This window comes from Vicinamibacterales bacterium (assembly GCA_035699745.1).
In the GTDB taxonomy this organism is placed as follows: domain Bacteria; phylum Acidobacteriota; class Vicinamibacteria; order Vicinamibacterales; family 2-12-FULL-66-21; genus JAICSD01.
In genome coordinates this window covers 22,414-37,442 of sequence record DASSPH010000025.1, presented here as the reverse complement: position 1 = coordinate 37,442, position 15,029 = coordinate 22,414, and the positions used below count along the sequence as shown (strand labels likewise).

Annotated in this window: 13 protein-coding genes; 5 read left to right on the top strand and 8 right to left on the bottom strand. The window is 68.9% G+C overall.

The features are described from left to right. Positions 1-36 precede the first annotated feature (36 nt). The 3 genes from VFK57_04685 to VFK57_04675 form a co-directional block, all read right to left on the bottom strand. Positions 37-1,065 carry a hypothetical protein gene (locus VFK57_04685; GenBank protein ID HET7694982.1) on the bottom strand — a complete coding sequence of 343 codons (1,029 nt, stop codon included), beginning with the start codon at positions 1,063-1,065 and terminating at the stop codon, positions 37-39. A 116-nt stretch (positions 1,066-1,181) separates the two neighbouring features. Continuing rightward, a complete protein-coding gene (locus VFK57_04680) occupies positions 1,182-1,949 on the bottom strand; it encodes an anti-sigma factor (GenBank protein HET7694981.1) in 768 nt (255 codons plus the stop codon). Then, on the bottom strand, positions 1,936-2,478 hold the full coding sequence (locus tag VFK57_04675; GenBank protein ID HET7694980.1) for a sigma-70 family RNA polymerase sigma factor: 543 nt from the start codon (positions 2,476-2,478) through the stop codon (positions 1,936-1,938). Before VFK57_04675 ends, VFK57_04680 begins: the two co-directional genes overlap by 14 nt. Positions 2,479-2,577: 99 nt before the next feature. Between VFK57_04675 and VFK57_04670 the strand changes: the two genes are divergently transcribed. The 3 genes from VFK57_04670 (at position 2,578) to VFK57_04660 (ending at position 4,819) form a co-directional block, all read left to right on the top strand. Beyond that, positions 2,578-3,162 (top strand): peroxiredoxin family protein, encoded by a 585-nt coding sequence (locus tag VFK57_04670; protein ID HET7694979.1) that lies wholly within the window; start codon positions 2,578-2,580, stop codon positions 3,160-3,162. Beyond that, the gene (locus VFK57_04665) at positions 3,162-4,331 is read left to right on the top strand and encodes a cytochrome c biogenesis protein CcdA (protein ID HET7694978.1); all 1,170 of its coding nucleotides are present in this window, start codon (positions 3,162-3,164) and stop codon (positions 4,329-4,331) included. The genes VFK57_04670 and VFK57_04665 overlap by 1 nt, the downstream gene beginning before the upstream one ends. A 116-nt stretch (positions 4,332-4,447) precedes the next feature. Continuing rightward, on the top strand, positions 4,448-4,819 hold the full coding sequence (locus tag VFK57_04660; protein ID HET7694977.1) for an energy transducer TonB: 372 nt from the start codon (positions 4,448-4,450) through the stop codon (positions 4,817-4,819). A 9-nt stretch (positions 4,820-4,828) separates the two neighbouring features. On the opposite strand, the gene VFK57_04655 is transcribed toward VFK57_04660, so the two are convergent. Next, positions 4,829-8,035 (bottom strand): hypothetical protein, encoded by a 3,207-nt coding sequence (locus VFK57_04655; protein ID HET7694976.1) that lies wholly within the window; start codon positions 8,033-8,035, stop codon positions 4,829-4,831. A gap of 74 nt (positions 8,036-8,109) precedes the next feature. On the opposite strand from VFK57_04655, the gene VFK57_04650 reads away from it, so the two are divergent. Further along, positions 8,110-8,673 carry a hypothetical protein gene (locus VFK57_04650; GenBank protein ID HET7694975.1) on the top strand — a complete coding sequence of 188 codons (564 nt, stop codon included), beginning with the start codon at positions 8,110-8,112 and terminating at the stop codon, positions 8,671-8,673. Beyond that, the gene (locus tag VFK57_04645) at positions 8,670-9,923 is read left to right on the top strand and encodes a cation:proton antiporter (GenBank protein ID HET7694974.1); all 1,254 of its coding nucleotides are present in this window, start codon (positions 8,670-8,672) and stop codon (positions 9,921-9,923) included. The genes VFK57_04650 and VFK57_04645 overlap by 4 nt, the downstream gene beginning before the upstream one ends. Here VFK57_04645 and VFK57_04640 read toward each other — a convergent pair. The 4 genes from VFK57_04640 to VFK57_04625 form a co-directional block, all read right to left on the bottom strand. Further along, complete coding sequence (locus VFK57_04640; GenBank protein ID HET7694973.1) at positions 9,864-10,274, bottom strand: hypothetical protein; 411 nt, start codon at positions 10,272-10,274, stop codon at positions 9,864-9,866. The genes VFK57_04645 and VFK57_04640 overlap by 60 nt on opposite strands. A gap of 12 nt (positions 10,275-10,286) precedes the next feature. Then, on the bottom strand, positions 10,287-10,946 hold the full coding sequence (locus VFK57_04635; GenBank protein ID HET7694972.1) for a hypothetical protein: 660 nt from the start codon (positions 10,944-10,946) through the stop codon (positions 10,287-10,289). A gap of 49 nt (positions 10,947-10,995) precedes the next feature. Next, the gene (locus VFK57_04630) at positions 10,996-14,457 is read right to left on the bottom strand and encodes a hypothetical protein (protein ID HET7694971.1); all 3,462 of its coding nucleotides are present in this window, start codon (positions 14,455-14,457) and stop codon (positions 10,996-10,998) included. A 155-nt stretch (positions 14,458-14,612) separates the two neighbouring features. Continuing rightward, positions 14,613-15,005: a hypothetical protein gene (locus tag VFK57_04625; GenBank protein ID HET7694970.1), complete on the bottom strand. Its 393-nt coding sequence runs from the start codon at positions 15,003-15,005 to the stop codon at positions 14,613-14,615. Positions 15,006-15,029: the final 24 nt, after the last annotated feature.

The window sequence follows — 15,029 nt, the reverse complement described above, 5'->3', positions numbered from 1 at the left end:
CGGCCGCGGCTATTCCCGCGGCCGCCGCTCTCTTGCCTACTTGCCCGCAACGATCGCGATGCCGTTCGCCGGCGAGCCGATGGCGGTCGTCGCCGTCTGGACGAGGTCGCCGTCGGCGGTGAGGCGGAACTGCGTCACGTGCGCCGTCCCCCCGCCATTGCCCTCGATGAGCGCGAGCAATCCGCCTTCGGCGGCGATGTCGCTCGGTGTGCCCACCGTCCGGGCGGCCACTTCGCGATCGAGGAACAGGCTGTTCGACGCCGCCACGAAGCGCGAGACGCTGCGGCTCGGCGTGTTCGACGTGAACAGGTACGGACCGACGAGAGCGGCCCAGCACGGGGACTGCTGGCCGGCGCCGCCGGGAATTCCGGTGGCGACCGCGGCGGTGAGCTCTCCGTTCCGGAGCACGGTGACGAGGTCCGACCCGGCGACCGTCACGTACGCATTGGCGCCGCGCGTCGTGAAGCCGAACGGCGTCGCCAGCGCGGCGGCCGGGAGCGCGAGCGCTGACGCTGCGCCGGTGATGGCGCCGCCCCGCAGCGCGACGGTCTCGACCACGCCGCTCTTCTCGGTGATGACGACTCGATCGCCGACGACGCCGACCTGGGCCGCCGATCCATCAGCCGCGATCAGCGCTGCCGTGCCATCGGCGACCGGATCGACCGCGCCGGCAGTCAGTGCGTGCGATTCAACCGTTGCGGTACCGAGCACGTAGAGGTGGTCCTTGCTGAAGGCCACGCTCAGCGGCGGTGACGCGACGGGCAGCAGATCGCGCAGTGTGAAACCGTCGTCGCCGCGAACGAACGTCGATACGTTCTGCGATCCGAAGTTCACGACGGCGATCAGATCCCCGGCCGCCGCGATGCCTCCGGCATTGTTGCCGGCGCCGCCCTGGCCCAGCGTCGCGACGCTCTGAAGCAACTGGCCGCCCGTGTCATAGACGAGCAGCTGGTTCTGCGGCCCGTTCGAGGCGGTCACTACGAGAGCACCGTTGCGGTCCGCGGCGAACACCGCGGCGGCCGAACTGAGAACGGCCACCATCATCAGACAGGAAATACGTTTCATAAATGTTTCCGTCGCCTCCACTGAATCGGGGCACGATTGCCCGCTGGAGGAGAGATGGCCGCCCGCGCGGGAAACATTCCCGGCGGGCGAGTGGCGGCGGGACCGGGTCGGCGGGACTACGTCTGGCGAAGGTGCCGTTCGACGACCGTCGCGACGGCGCGGAGATCGGTGCTGGACAGCTCCCCGATGACGAAGAGCGTGAGCGTGCCGGAGCGGAACGCCACGACGTTCATGCCGTCGACGCGCGCCGTACGAAACTGAGCAGGTGCCCGATCCGCGGCAGCGCTCACGACCAGTGACAGGCGCTCGCCGCGACGCCGCAGCACCAGGTGCACGAATCGCCGTCCGCCATGGAGACACACATGGCGTTCGAGCACCACGATGTCCTCGCCCGGCACGGGCGAGATGGTCCGGGGCACGGCTTCGAGTCGACGGTAAGCCGCCTCCTCGAGCGCGGTGGCTTCGCGCAACGGCGGCGCGTTCCCGGGCTGCGCGCAATAGCGATGGTCGCCGACGGCCGCCGCCATGAGCGTGTCGCCGAGCGCTGCCTGGTACACCCACAACAGTCCGGCGCACGCGAACACGCAGGCGGCGGCCGCGGCGATCCATCGCCTGAAGGAGCGTCGGCGGTCCTGCGGCCGCACCGCCAATGACTGGCGCCGCAGGCTCTCGCGTACGCGGGCCGTGAGCTCCGGCGCCGGCGCCAGCTCCGGCGCGCGAACAAATGCCTGGCGAAGGCGATCGCGTGTGCGGCGGCGGTCCTGGACGTCGGCGCGGCAGCCCGCGCAGGTGTCGAGGTGGCGGAGGAGCTGATGGCGCGTTTCCGCCGGCAGTTCACCCGCGACGAACGAATCGGCGAGCCTTCGGGCTTCAGCGCACTGCATGCAACATCTCCGGTTTCTGCAGCTCCGCACGGAGCAGTCCTCGGCCGCGATGCAGCCGCGACATCACGGTACCGAGCGGGATGCCAAGGGCGGCGGAAATCTCCTTGTAGGTCAACTCCTCGACGTCGGAGAGCACGACGACTTCCTGGAATCGCGTCGGCAGCCTCCGGAGGGCCGCGAGCAGGTCTTCGTCGGTGAGCACCTGGGAGACCGGCGGCACGAACGGCACGGATTCGGCGATCCGGTCGCCGGGATCCGGGACGAGCCGCGACCGCGAGCGAGCCCGCCAGCGATGGCTGCGGACGTGCTGAAGGATGGACACGAGCCACGCCCGGCAGTTCGTGCCCGGCGTGAAGCGATGGAACGACTGCAGCGCCTGGATCATCGTTTCCTGCACGAGATCCTCCGCGTCCTGGCGATCGCGCTCGAACCACATGGCCAGCCTGAACAGACGGTCGACGTGCGGCAAGGCTTCGGCCTCGAACGTCCTCCAGTCAGGGGCGCCGGCCGGCGCACGGGTGTGCTCCATGTAACAAAGGAGATATGTCTCGCGACTGCCGGTTTATTCCCGCCCGAAGAGGGAATATTGCGGCCGGCCGGGGCAATGAAGGCTGCGGAGGTTACGTTGATGACAGCAATCCTGAAGCGGCGCATTCCGTCGCTCGCCGCAGCGGCAGTCCTGGCGACGGCGACTCTGTCGGCCGGGTTCGGCGCCGCGCCGAAGATTGGCGACCGGGCGCGCCCGTTTGCGCTCACCGCCCTCGACGGCACCACGGTCAGCCTGGCGGGCGAAACCGCGCGCGGTCCGGTCGTCCTGGTGCTCGCGCGCGGGTGGCCGGGCTATCAGTGCCCCTTCTGCACGCGGCAGTTCGCGGACTTCGTGGCACACGCGAAGGAATTCGAGGCCCGCGGGGCCAACGTGGTGTGGGTCTATCCCGGTCCGTCGGACCAGGTCGTACAGCGTGCGAAGGAATTCGTGGCGTCGCAGCCGCTTCCCGCCAGCTTCCGGTTCGTGACGGATCCGGATTACACGTTCACGAATGCCTATGGGCTGCGATGGGATGCTCCGAACGAGACGTCGTACCCCTCGACATTCGTGATCGACCGAACGTCCATCGTGCGGTTCGCGCAGATCAGCAACGCGCACGACGGCCGCGCCAAGGCGTCCGACGTGGTCGCGGCACTGAACGCACTGGCAGATCGGGGACGCTGATGGCCCGGGTCGTGGCGATCCTCGTCCTGCTCCTGGGGCCGGCGGCGTTCGCCGGCGCCCAGGACGCACGGACGGAGGTCGCGGCACTCGATCACTTCGTCGTCGTCGCCCGGACGGGGTATGGCGACGCGCCCGCGTTCCTGCGCTTCATCGAGGATGCCGAGCGCGGCGCGCCGGCACGAGAGGCGTTTTCCGGACGCGGTCCGCTGGCGATTCTCGGGCTGGCGCTGCTCGGCGGCTTCGCCCTGAACCTCACGCCGTGCGTGCTCCCGATGATCCCGATCAACCTGGCGATCATCGGGGCCGGGACGCAGGCGCGGTCCCGCGCGAGAGGGTTCCTCCTCGGCGGGGCGTATGGATTGGCGATGGCGATCGTCTACGGTGTCCTGGGTGCGGTCGTGATCCTGACCGCCGGGCGATTCGGCACGCTGAATGCGTCGCCGTGGTTCAACGCCGCGCTGGCGGCGCTCTTCGTGGTGCTGGCGTTCGCGATGCTCGATCTCGTGACGATCGACTTCTCGCGATTCTGGCATCGCCGCCCCGGGCGAGAACGTGGGCGCGGGTATGCGCTCGCCCTGACCATGGGCGGGCTCTCCGCCCTGCTCGCCGGCGCCTGTGTGGCTCCGGTCGTGATCGAGGTGATCCTCTTCGCGAGCCGCCTGTATGCCGGCGGGACCGTGATGGCGATCGCCCTGCCGCTGGGGCTCGGGATCGGGATGGCAGCGCCATGGCCGCTGGTCGGCGGCGGACTCGCGTCACTTCCACGACCGGGCCGGTGGATGGTCCATGTGAAGCGTGCGTTCGCGGCGTTCATACTCGCGACCGCCGCCTACTACGCCCACCAGACCTACACCATTGTCACGCTGCGCGACGGAGGGCATTCCGAAGCGTTCACCGGCGGGTGGGCCACATCCCTGGAGGAGGGCCTCGCCCGGGCACGGCGCGAGCGCAGGCTCGTTGTCATCGACATGTGGGCCACCTGGTGCCGCGACTGCCTCGTCATGGATCGGACGACGCTCGCCGACCCGGCAGTCGACGCCGCCCTCGACGGCTTCGTGAAGATCAAGTACCTGAGCGAACGTCCGGACGAATCGCCCGTGAGCGACGTGCTGGACCGGCTCGGCGTCGTCGGGTTTCCCACGTATATCGCGCTCCGTCCCATCGACTGACCGCTCAGGAGCCGGGACGCTGGACCCTCGGCCCGCGGGGCGCAATGGCGGTAAACTGAGCATCGTCCGGCCAAACGCGGCCGGGTGACGTCAGATACAACGGACAAGGAGGCCCCGTGAGACAGATCCTGACCGTCGCGCTCCTCGCCGTCGTGACCTCCGCGGCCGGGTACGCACAGCAGAGCAAGCCGTACAAGTCGACCGACGAAGGGGTCAAGGCTCCGGTCGTGATCAAAGAGGTCAGGCCGAAGTACACCGCCGGGGCCATGGAGCGGCAGGTGCAGGGGAGCGTCGAGGTCGAGGCCATCGTCAAGGCCGACGGCACCGTCGGCGACGTGACGGTGATCAAGTCGCTCGATCCCGAACTGGACGAGCAGGCAGTGAACGCCACGAAGGAGTGGCGCTTCCGACCCGGCACGAAGGACGCGAAGGCCGTCGACGTCGCGGTGCAGATCGAGTTGACCTTCACGCTGCGCGCGGACGAGTAAGTCGCCGGGCTACCGCGCGATCGGATCGACCCCCGCGCGCCTGGCTTCGGTGTTGAACACCGCGAGATCCTTCGTCAGCAGACGCTCGAGGCGATCGGTCTCGGCCTTCAGCTCCTTCTTCAGGTCCTCGAAGATCGGATAGATGTTCGCCGTCGGCTTGCCCTCGCCGCGCAGCGTCATGCCGAGCAGCGACGCCAGACGGTTGTTCGTCTTGATCGGGAAGTTGAGCGGATCCTGTCCGCTCTGGTTCCTGACCTGGTAGATGTCCTGTTCGACGGCGCTCAGGCCGATCAGCAGTTCGTCGCCCGCGGTCTTCAGCTGCGCGTCCGGCGACTTCTTCAGCCGCTCGTTGATCGCGTCCTTGATGCGGCGGATCTGGATGACGGCATTGTTGGCTTCGCTGATCTTGTCGCGGATCTGAATCCCCAGGTTGAACTGCTCCGCGAGATCGGCGTCCGGCGTGTTGCGCAGCGGATGTTTGCGGACGACGAGCGGCTGCGTCTGCGTCTGGCCGTCGACGCTCATCCGCACCTGGTAGGTACCGGGCAGCGCCAGCGGCCCGTTGGTCGTCGCGCCCCACAGGATCATGCCCGGGAAGGTGACGGCGCCCGGATAGTTGAGCGTCCAGCTCGCGCGATTCAGCCCCGCCGCCATCGACGCGGTGGGCGGGCCGCCGCGCCCGCGGCCGCCGCCCCCCGCCGCTTCTTCACCCGTTTCCGGCGCCGCACCTCTCGCCCCTCTTCCGCCCGCCGCCGGTGGAGCGCCCTGAATCGTGCCGACGACCTGGCCTTTCCCGTCGAGGATCTCGATCGTCATCTTCTGCGCCGGCTTGCGCAGCAAGTACGGAATGCTCGCGGCTCCCACGCCGCGGATCGCATCCGCCGGTTTGTACAACACGAACTCGCCTGACGCGGCCGCGGTCGAGCCGCCGGCCTGACGCAGCGCGGCGAGGTCGTCCAGCACGTAGAAGCTGCGGCCGTGCGTCGCGATGGCGATCGCGTTGGCGTCGACCCAGAGATCGACGATGGGCACGTCGGGCAGATTCAGCGACAGCGGGTGCCACCGATCGCCGTCGTCATACGAGATGTAGAACCCGTGCTGCGTGCCGGCATAGAGCAGGCCGCGGCGGGTCGGGTCTTCGCGGACGACGTGGACGTAATCGTTCGCCGGGATGCCGTTCACGATCTTCGTCCAGCTCTTGCCGAAGTCGCGCGTGCGGAACACGTAGGGGGCGAAGTCGGCCAGCAGCGGCTTCTTCACCGCCACGTAGGCGCCGCCCGGCTCGAAGCTGGACGCGTCGATCTGGCTGACGCGTCCGAGGTCGGGCATGTCGGGCGGCGTGACCTTCGTCCAGTTCCTGCCGCCGTCGCGCGTCACGTGCACGAGCCCGTCGTCGGATCCGGCCCACAGGATGTTGACGTCCTTCTTGCCGGGTCCGAGCGCGAACACGGTCGCGTAGACCTCGGGGCTGTTCATGTCGTGGGTAATCGGACCGCCCGACGGCCCCATCGTCTTGGGATCGTGGCGCGTGAGATCGGGGCTGATCTTGTCCCACGTGTCGCCGCCGTTGGTGGTTTTCCACACGTGCTGCGACGCGGTGTAGAGCACGCGCGGGTCGGCGTGCGAGAAGATGATCGGATAGGTCCACTGCCAGCGCTCGAACAGTTCGCTCGACGGTTCCCCGGAGAACATGCGCGGATACGGATTGACCTCGCGCAGGTTGCTGGTGCGCCGATCGAGGCGGGTGAGCAGCGATCCGTTGTTGCCGCCGGCGTAGAAGATGTCGACGTTGAGCGGATCGGGTGCGACGTAGCCCGGCTCCGCCCCGCCGGGGCTGTACAGCTCCGGCGCGGCGCCGCCGCGTCCGCCGCCACCGGCGGCTCCGCCAGCCGCGCCGCGTCCGCCGCCGACCGTCGCGTTGCTCGGCACGCAGACGGTGCTGCCGTCCTGCTGTGCGCCGCAGACGTGAAACGGCACGTGCCGGGTGGTGATGACGTGGTAATACTGCGCCGTCGCGAAGTCCTGCGCCGTCCAGCCCTGGCCCGCGGCGATCGACACCGCCCCGCCGCCGTCGTTGCCGATCACGAGATGCCTGGGATCGTCGGGGTCGATCCACAGGTCGTGATGGTCGCCGTGCGTTCCCTGGCCGACGTTGGCGACGGTCTTGCCGCCGTCGGTCGAGCGGAACGCGCTCGTGTTCAGCATGTAGACGGTGTCTTTGGCGGCAGGATCGGCGATGACGTGCGTGTAGTAGAACGCGCGCTGCCGGATGTTGCGGTTCTCGTTGACGAGCATCCATGTGCCGCCGGCGTTGTCGGAGACGTACAGACCGCCGCGCTCGTTCTCGACCAGGGCGTAGACGCGATTCGGGTCCGCGCCGGAGACGTCGATGCCGATGCGCCCGACGACGCCGGAGGGCAGGCCGGGATTGCGCGTGATCTCCGTCCAGTTCTCGCCGCCGTCGGTGGACTTGAACAGCCCGCTGCCGGGCCCGCCGCTGGACATCTGGTACTCGACGCGGTACGCCTCCCAGAGCGCCGCGTAGATCGTGTTCGGATTGCGACGATCGACCGACAGGTCCACCGCGCCGGTCCTGGTGTCGCGGTAGAGCACCTTCGTCCACGTCTTGCCGCCGTCCGTCGTCTTGAACACGCCGCGCTGCTCGCTGTTCGTGCCGTATTTGCCGAACACGGCGACCCACACGATGTCGGGATTGGACGGATGCACGCGGATCTTCGAGATGGCGTCGACGGTGCCGTCGCCGAAGCCGACGTGCGTCCACGTCTTGCCCGCGTCGGTCGACTTGTACATCCCGTCGCCCGGCATGATGTTGCCGCGGATGCAGGATTCGCCCATGCCGATGTAGACGATGTCCGGGTTGGACTGGGAGACGGCGACGGCGCCGACCGAGGAGCTCTTGATCTGCCCGTCGGTGACCGGATTCCAGTTCTCGCCGCCGTCGGTCGTCTTCCACAACCCGCCGCCCACCGCGCCGAAGTAGGCTTCGCGCGGCCGCCCCTTGACGCCGCTGACGGCGATCGAGCGCCCGCCGCGCAGCGGCCCGATGCTGCGCCATTGGTACGCCTTCAGCACCATCGGATCGATCGGTCCGTCGGCCGCGGCGGTCTGCGTCGGCCGCGATGCGGCGACGTCCAACACCAGGGCTGCGGCGAACGCCAGCGCCGCAGCGGGAGCCACGAAATATTTCGATTTCACGTGCGGGAGTTTACACCAGCACCGAAAGCGGAGAGCGGAGCGGCGGGCGGATTCCGGCAGCCTACAATACAGCCGTGCAGATCGTCCGGCTCCACGACCCGTCCCGCCGGCCGGCGAGCTGGATGGAGATCGTGCGGCCGGGGCAGGTCGCGGTCTTTGCGAAAGACCTCGACAGCGGCGCGCCGTGTGACACCGACGGCCGGCCGTTCGCCGACGCCGCCCAGGCCACCTGCGTCATCTTCGATTCGCTCTCCGCGGCCCAGGCCTTCGCCGAGGCGACGCTCGCGAAGGCGCCCGGGATGCGCCTCGACATCTTCGACGCGGCCGGCCGCGCGAATCCACCGCTCGTCACGCTGCTGCATCCTTCGCGGGCGCGGGACGCCGACACCCATCCGCGCGTCCTGCGGAAGCGGCAGATCATCGCCTGGGCGCTGATCGCCGCCGGCATCCCGCTCATCGTGTTCGCCTACCTGGAGCACGAACGGCGCGAGATCATCCTGCCGGCATTCCTCGGCATCAACATGCTGCTGGCGGCGGGACGTCTGCTCTGGTTCAACCTCGGCATCCGCGAGACGGAGCGCGCGCGCCGGGAACGGCTGCGCCGGCACGACGGACGGAGCGGCACCGCCTCTTCATGACGACCGAGCTGCTGTTCCACGTCCTGCTCGCGCTCGCCATCGTCGTCATCGCCGGGCGCGTGCTCGGCGTGCTGGTCGCGCGGGTCGGGCAGCCTCCGGTCATCGGCGAAGTCCTGGCCGGGATTCTGCTCGGGCCGTCGCTGCTGGGCGCCGTCGCGCCTGGCGTCGAGGCGTTTCTGTTTCCGGCCGCGGCGCGGCCGACGCTCGGCGTCATCGCCCAGATCGGCGTCATTCTCTACATGTTTGTCGTCGGCCTCGAGTTCGACCCGCGTTCGCTGCGGCGGCGTGCCGCGCCGTACGTGGTGACTTCGCTGGCGAGCATCGCCGTGCCGTTCGCGCTGGGCTGGGCGCTCGCCGCGGCGACGCATCGCGGGTTGAGCCAGCCCGGCGTGCCGTTCCTCGCGTTCGCCATGTTCATGGGCGTGGCGATGTCGATCACTGCCTTCCCGGTGCTGGCGCGCATCCTCACCGATCGCGGCCTGTCGCGCACCGAGCTCGGCACGGCGGCGCTGACGTGCGCGGCGGTGGACGACGTGAGCGCGTGGTGCCTGCTGGCGATCACGGTCGGCATCGCACGCGCGACGCTGTTCGACGCGGCCGTCGTCCTCGGACTGACGGTCGCGTTCATCGCCGCGATGTTCCTCGTGGTGCGGCCGATCGCGGTCCGGCTGACCGAAGACGCCGACGGCGAGCTGTCGCACGCCGCCGTCACGTGGGCGCTCGCCGGGCTGCTCGCGTCCGCGGTCGTGGCGGAGCTGATCGGCATTCACGCGATCTTCGGCGCGTTTCTCTTCGGCGCGGTCGTCCCGGCCGGCAGCACGCTGGCGCGCCGGCTGCAGCACGATCGCACGCCGGTGGTCACGATCCTGTTCCTGCCGGCGTTCTTCGCGGTCACCGGGCTGCGGACGGAAATTGGTCTCCTCGCGTCCTGGCAGGACTGGGCGATTTGTCTCTCGATTGTCGTGCTGGCGACGGCGGGGAAGTTCGGTGGCACGCTGCTGGCCGCGCGCCTGACGGGAATGCCGCAGCGCCTGGGAGTGCGGCTCGGCATCCTCATGAACACCCGCGGCCTGATGGAGCTGGTGGTGCTGAACGTGGGGCTGGACCTCGGCGTCATCAGCCCGCGCCTGTTCACGATGATGGTGATCATGGCGCTCGTCACGACCGCCATGACCACGCCGATGCTCGACCTAGTCCCCCCAGATCGCCGCGAGGAGGAGGAGCACGCCGAACGTCGCGCCCACGCCTGAGGCGACGCCGATGGCGATGTTCTTGCCGACCGACGACGACGCCTGATCGAGCGTGAGGCGCGCGATCCGCTCGATCGGAATCTGCACCGGCGGCTCGGGCACGCGCGTGTTGCGCTGCACCGTGATTGAATCCGGTCCGGCCTTCATCAGCGTGCCGCGCAGGCTGCGGCCGTCGGTCTGCTCCACGCGCACCCGGCTTCCCGCCGGAATCCTCTGCGCGTACTCCGCCATCGTCGATCGGTCGATCGGCGGTGCCGCCGGATCCGCCGCGACCCGCGGTCCTGCCGCGGAGGCACAGCCGGTGGTCGTCAACGCGGCGCTCAACGCGATTGCCATGATTCGTCTGGTCATCACATCCCTCGATCAGAAATCGACGCCGAACCCGGCGCGGAACAGCGCCTGGTCGATGCCGCCGCGCACCATCAGCCGCATGTCTCCGGTGAAGAACGCGCGCCGGGTCATGTACGCCTTGAAGCCCAGCTCGCCGAACGGGCGCACGACCGTGCTGTGCTCGGGCCCTTCTTTCCGGGCCGGGGCGAGCTCGCGCGTCACCCGGCTGACCGGATCGAAGCCCCAGATCGGATCGTAGTGCTCGGTCCGCGTCTCCCGCGCGATGTCGATGCCGATGCCCAGGCGCGGGTGGAACCACTGGTTGCGGAAGAACTGGTATTGCTGCGACAGCGACACGCTCGGCCGCGTGATCCGGACGCGCGAGATCTCGCTCGTCGGGGAACCGTTGATCGTTCGCGAGCGGTAGCGGTACTGATGCGCCGGCGTGCCGACGCCGACATCGACCTGCGTCTTGAGATGGTCGGTCCAGTACCAGCCGCCTCCGGCGCCGCCGAACAGGATGGCGTGGACCCAGTTGTGATCCGGCCGATCGAAGTCGCCGGTGCGATCCAACCTGAGGTTCTGCCAGCCGGTGACGGCATAGACGTCACCGTGTCCCGCCGAGCCGCCGGGCTCGGGCGCCTGCGCGCCGGCAGGCGCTGCGCAGGTCAGGCATCCCAGAACCACCAGCATGAACGTTCTCATGCCCAGGTAGGCGTAAACCGGCCGGAAAGGGGCTCAGCTAGATCGTCGTCTTCTTCCGGGCCGTTCCGGCATCGACCGGCTTCGGCGCATCGAGCTTCAGGTTGTATTTCGCGAGCGACGTGCTGACGGCGGCCGCCTTCGCGAAGAGCGCGTTCGCATCGGACAGCGCCTTCGGGGCGTCCGCCCTGGCGTCGCTGTAGGCCTTCATGGTGATCGAGGTCGGCCAGAGGCCGCCCATCATGCCGTTCTTCGCCTGCGCGATCCGGCCGCTGACGCTGGTGTCTGCGGCGCCGCGTCCGCCGCCCCCGCGGCCGCCGCCGGCTGCCAGCGGCAGCTTCGGAGCGAGGGCCGCGGTATCGGCCTTGAGCGAATCGAACGACGCCTTCACGTCGGCAGGGAGGTCGGCCTTGCTGCCGATCTCCTGCGAGAGCTGCGCGATCTGCCGGTTGAGCGAGGCGATTCCCGCCGCCGCCTCGGTCGCGCGCTTCTGCAGCTCGTGCATCTCCATGCCCATGTCGAAGAGCTGCTTGCGCTGCGCCTCGGTGAGCACGACTTCCGGATCGCCGAGGACCCGCATCGCCTTGGTGTCGACGGTCTTGCCGTCGACGACGAGCGCGACGTTGTAGCTGCCGGCGAGGACGAACGGGCCGGGCGTGGCGCCGCCACCCCCGCCGAAGCCGCCGCCGAAGCCGCCGGCGCCGCCGCCGCAGCCGAACCCGAAGGAATCCGCCGACGGACCCTGTCCGCCCCCAGTCTGACCGCCGCCGCCGGCCCCGGCCTGCCCGCCGCCGGCGCCGCGCCCGCCCTGCGCCCCCTGCGGGGCGGCGATCGGCTGCACCCGCAGATCCCAGCAGGCGCTGTTGATGCCGGCCTTCACCGCGTTGGCCGGAATGGCGATCTCGCGCACTTCACGGCCCGTGGCATCGCTGACCTTCAGCTTCACGTCGCCCGGCTTGCTCTTCACGAAGTACGAGAGCACGCCGGCCTGCGGCGGGTTCTGTCCGTAGAACACCTGGTTGCCCCAGAACTCGTAGTTGCGATCGCGCGCCGGACGGCGATACATCGACGTCGGCGGCGGCGTGAAGAGCCGCGCCTCGGTGTTGCGCGCCGCGGCGTACTCCTGAATCGGCTCGAGGTGATCGAGGATCCAGATCGCGCGGCCGTGGGTGCCGAGCACCATCGCGTTGTCGCGCGGATGGATGACGATCTCGTCGACGCGCACCGTCGGCAGGTTCCACTTCGGCCGCGACCAGGCCGCGCCGCGATCCAGCGACAGGAACAGCCCGGTCTCGGCGCCGACGTAGAGCACGTCGGGATTCTTCAGATCCTCGGTGATCGTCTTGATCACCTCGCCGCGAAGATTGCCGTTGATCGACGTCCAGGACCTGCCGAAGTCCTTCGTCATGTAGATGTACGTCTCGTAGTTGTTCCGCCGGTGGTCGTCGATGGTGATGTACGCCGTCCCCGCGTCGAACCGCGACGGCGTGACCCGCGAGACGTAGGCGCCGCGCGGCGCGTCGGGCAGCTTGGTGAAGACGTCGTTCCACGCCTTGCCGCCGTCCACCGTGACCTGCAGCCGGCCGTCGTCCGTGCCGGCGTAGAGCACGCCCGCCTGTTTCGGCGACTCGGCGAGGGCGACGATCGTGCCGTAGGCGCCGATGCCGTCGTTCCTGGCAATCGTGATGTCGCTGCCCTTCAGGCCCATCGTCACGATCTGCTCCCGATCGGAATCCTCGCCGGTGGTCAGATCCGGGCTGATCGGGGTGAACGTGAGGCCGCGATCCGGCGCGCGGAACACGCGATTGGCGGCGACGTAGACGACCGCCGCGTCGTGCGGCGAGATCAGCATCGGGGTGTCCCAGTGCCACCGGTAGGGCGGCTCGCCCTGCGGCGCGACCGGGCGAATCGACATCGTCTCGTTCGTCACGCGATCGACGCGGACGATGTTGCCGTCCTGCGACTCGCTGTAGAGCACGCGATTGTCGCGCGGATCCTGCAGCACCACGAAGCCGTCGCCCCCCTGGATCGTCGTCCACCGGTAATTGTCGATGCCGACGGCGCCGCGCACCGCGCTCGGCCCGCACCAGTCGTAGTTGTCCTGCATGCCGCCGCAGATGTTGAACGGCATCGCGTTGTCCACGCTGACGTGGTAGAAGAGCCCCACCGGCAGGTTGGGGACGAACACCCAGGTCTTGCCCATGTCCCACGACTGGGCGAGGCCGCCGTCATTGCCGATGACGACGCGGTTGGAGTTCGCCGGATCGATCCAGATCGCGTGCACGTCGTCATGGGTCGACTCGGCGACGTCGGTGGCGACCGTCCTGCCGCCGTCGAGCGACTGGTGCAGGCCGACGCCGCCCATGTAGACCACTTCCGGATCGTTGGGATCGATGCGGACCTGGCTGAAGTACATCGGCCGCGCGTTGACGTTGTTCACCTTGCGCCACGTCGCGCCGGCGTCGTCCGAGCGGTAGAGACCGGTCGCCGACGCGTTGACGCCGGTGGCGACGCCGCGTCCGCCGAAGCCGCCGCCCGCCTGACCTCCAGGCGCTTCTTCGGCGGTGGTCGCCGCCGGCGCGGCTCCGCCGCCACGCGCACCCTGCGCTCCCGCCGCGCCCTGCGCGGCACCGCCGCCGCCGCGTCCTGCGGCGGGACCTTCAATGGACGCGTACAGGATGTTCGGCCGCTTGCGATACACATCGATCGCGATGCGCCCGAGCGGACCGTCCGGAATGCCGTTCCCTTTCAGCCGGGTCCAGGTCTCGCCGGCGTCCGTCGACTTCCAGATGCCGCTGCCCGGACCGCCGCCGTTCATGCAGCAGGCGGTACGGCGGCGCTGGTAGGTCGACGCGTACAGAACCTTGTTGTTCGCCGGATCGATCACCAGGTCGTTCGCGCCCGTGTCCTCGTCGACCTTGAGCGTCTGCTTCCAGGTCCTGCCGCCGTCGACGGTCTTGAAGATGCCGCGCTCGCCGCCGGAGCCGAACAGCGGCCCCGTGGCCGCCACCCACACCGTGTCGTTGTCGCGCGGGTCGATCACGACCCGGTTGATGTGCCTGGAGGTCTTGAGCCCGATGTTCGTCCACGTCCTGCCGCCGTCGGTGGTCTTGTAGACGCCGTCACCCCAGGACGTGCTCTGGCGGTTGTTCGACTCGCCGGTGCCCATGTAGACCAGGTCGGGGTTGTTCTGCGACACGGCCACGTCGCCGATCGACATCAGTCCCTGGTCCTGGAACTGCGCCTCGAAGGTGGTGCCGTTGTTCACGGTCTTCCACACGCCGCCGTGCGCGGTGGCGACGTACCAGATGTTCGAGTTGGCTTCGTAGATGGCGAGATCCGAGATCCGCCCGGACATGGTGGCGGGTCCGATCGGCCGCCAGTACAGCGAGTCGAAGGGACCGCTCGACGCCGGCGCGGATGCGGCCTGGCGGCCGAGGAGCGACTGGCCGCCGAACGCGAGCACGGCGCACAGACCGGCAGCGAACACGCGTAACTTCATCGATGTTTCTCCAAGGGGAACGGTCGAGTTTTGCCCGGCGATTATATACGTCAATCAATTGGCCGGTGGCCAACCGGTCGAGTACAACCGGGACATCGAGCCCGCGTTCAGTTCTGCCGCGGCGGGCGGCATGTACTACCTGCTGATGAAGGCGTCTATCGCCGCTCGTCGACCCGGAACTTTCGCGATCCGGCGGGCTGACCGTCGAGGAAGACTTCGGCGGTGTATTCCCCTTTGGGGAATCCCCATCCGCTCTTGAGGCCGAAGTCGGTGGCGGCGGCATCGGTGTACGAGACCGGCTTCTTCGCTTCGTCCAGCACCCGGCCGCCGAGCGTCCAGCGCACGCTCAACGTAGCGGAGCCTTTGCCCGCGGTGAGCACCGAAATGTAGATGCTGTCCTTTGGCGTGAATGCCGCGGCATGCTCGCGGACGCTGTTGTCAGCGTTCAGCGAACGACCCAGCTGAATGTCCACCACGCGAAGGGTGGGTTTGCTGCAGGCGGCTGCCGCCGCGAGGACGAGGAGAAGCGCACGGACGGCCTTCGACATAGTCCATGCGATTGTACGTCCTGA

Coding starts and splice junctions, on each gene's coding strand:
- VFK57_04685 (HET7694982.1), bottom strand. CDS start 1,065: ATGAAACGTATTTCCTGTCTGATGATGGTGGCCGTTCTCAGTTCGGCC.
- VFK57_04680 (HET7694981.1), bottom strand. CDS start 1,949: ATGCAGTGCGCTGAAGCCCGAAGGCTCGCCGATTCGTTCGTCGCGGGT.
- VFK57_04675 (HET7694980.1), bottom strand. CDS start 2,478: ATGGAGCACACCCGTGCGCCGGCCGGCGCCCCTGACTGGAGGACGTTC.
- VFK57_04670 (HET7694979.1), top strand. CDS start 2,578: ATGACAGCAATCCTGAAGCGGCGCATTCCGTCGCTCGCCGCAGCGGCA.
- VFK57_04665 (HET7694978.1), top strand. CDS start 3,162: ATGGCCCGGGTCGTGGCGATCCTCGTCCTGCTCCTGGGGCCGGCGGCG.
- VFK57_04645 (HET7694974.1), top strand. CDS start 8,670: ATGACGACCGAGCTGCTGTTCCACGTCCTGCTCGCGCTCGCCATCGTC.
- VFK57_04640 (HET7694973.1), bottom strand. CDS start 10,274: ATGACCAGACGAATCATGGCAATCGCGTTGAGCGCCGCGTTGACGACC.
- VFK57_04635 (HET7694972.1), bottom strand. CDS start 10,946: ATGCTGGTGGTTCTGGGATGCCTGACCTGCGCAGCGCCTGCCGGCGCG.
- VFK57_04630 (HET7694971.1), bottom strand. CDS start 14,457: ATGAAGTTACGCGTGTTCGCTGCCGGTCTGTGCGCCGTGCTCGCGTTC.
- VFK57_04625 (HET7694970.1), bottom strand. CDS start 15,005: ATGTCGAAGGCCGTCCGTGCGCTTCTCCTCGTCCTCGCGGCGGCAGCC.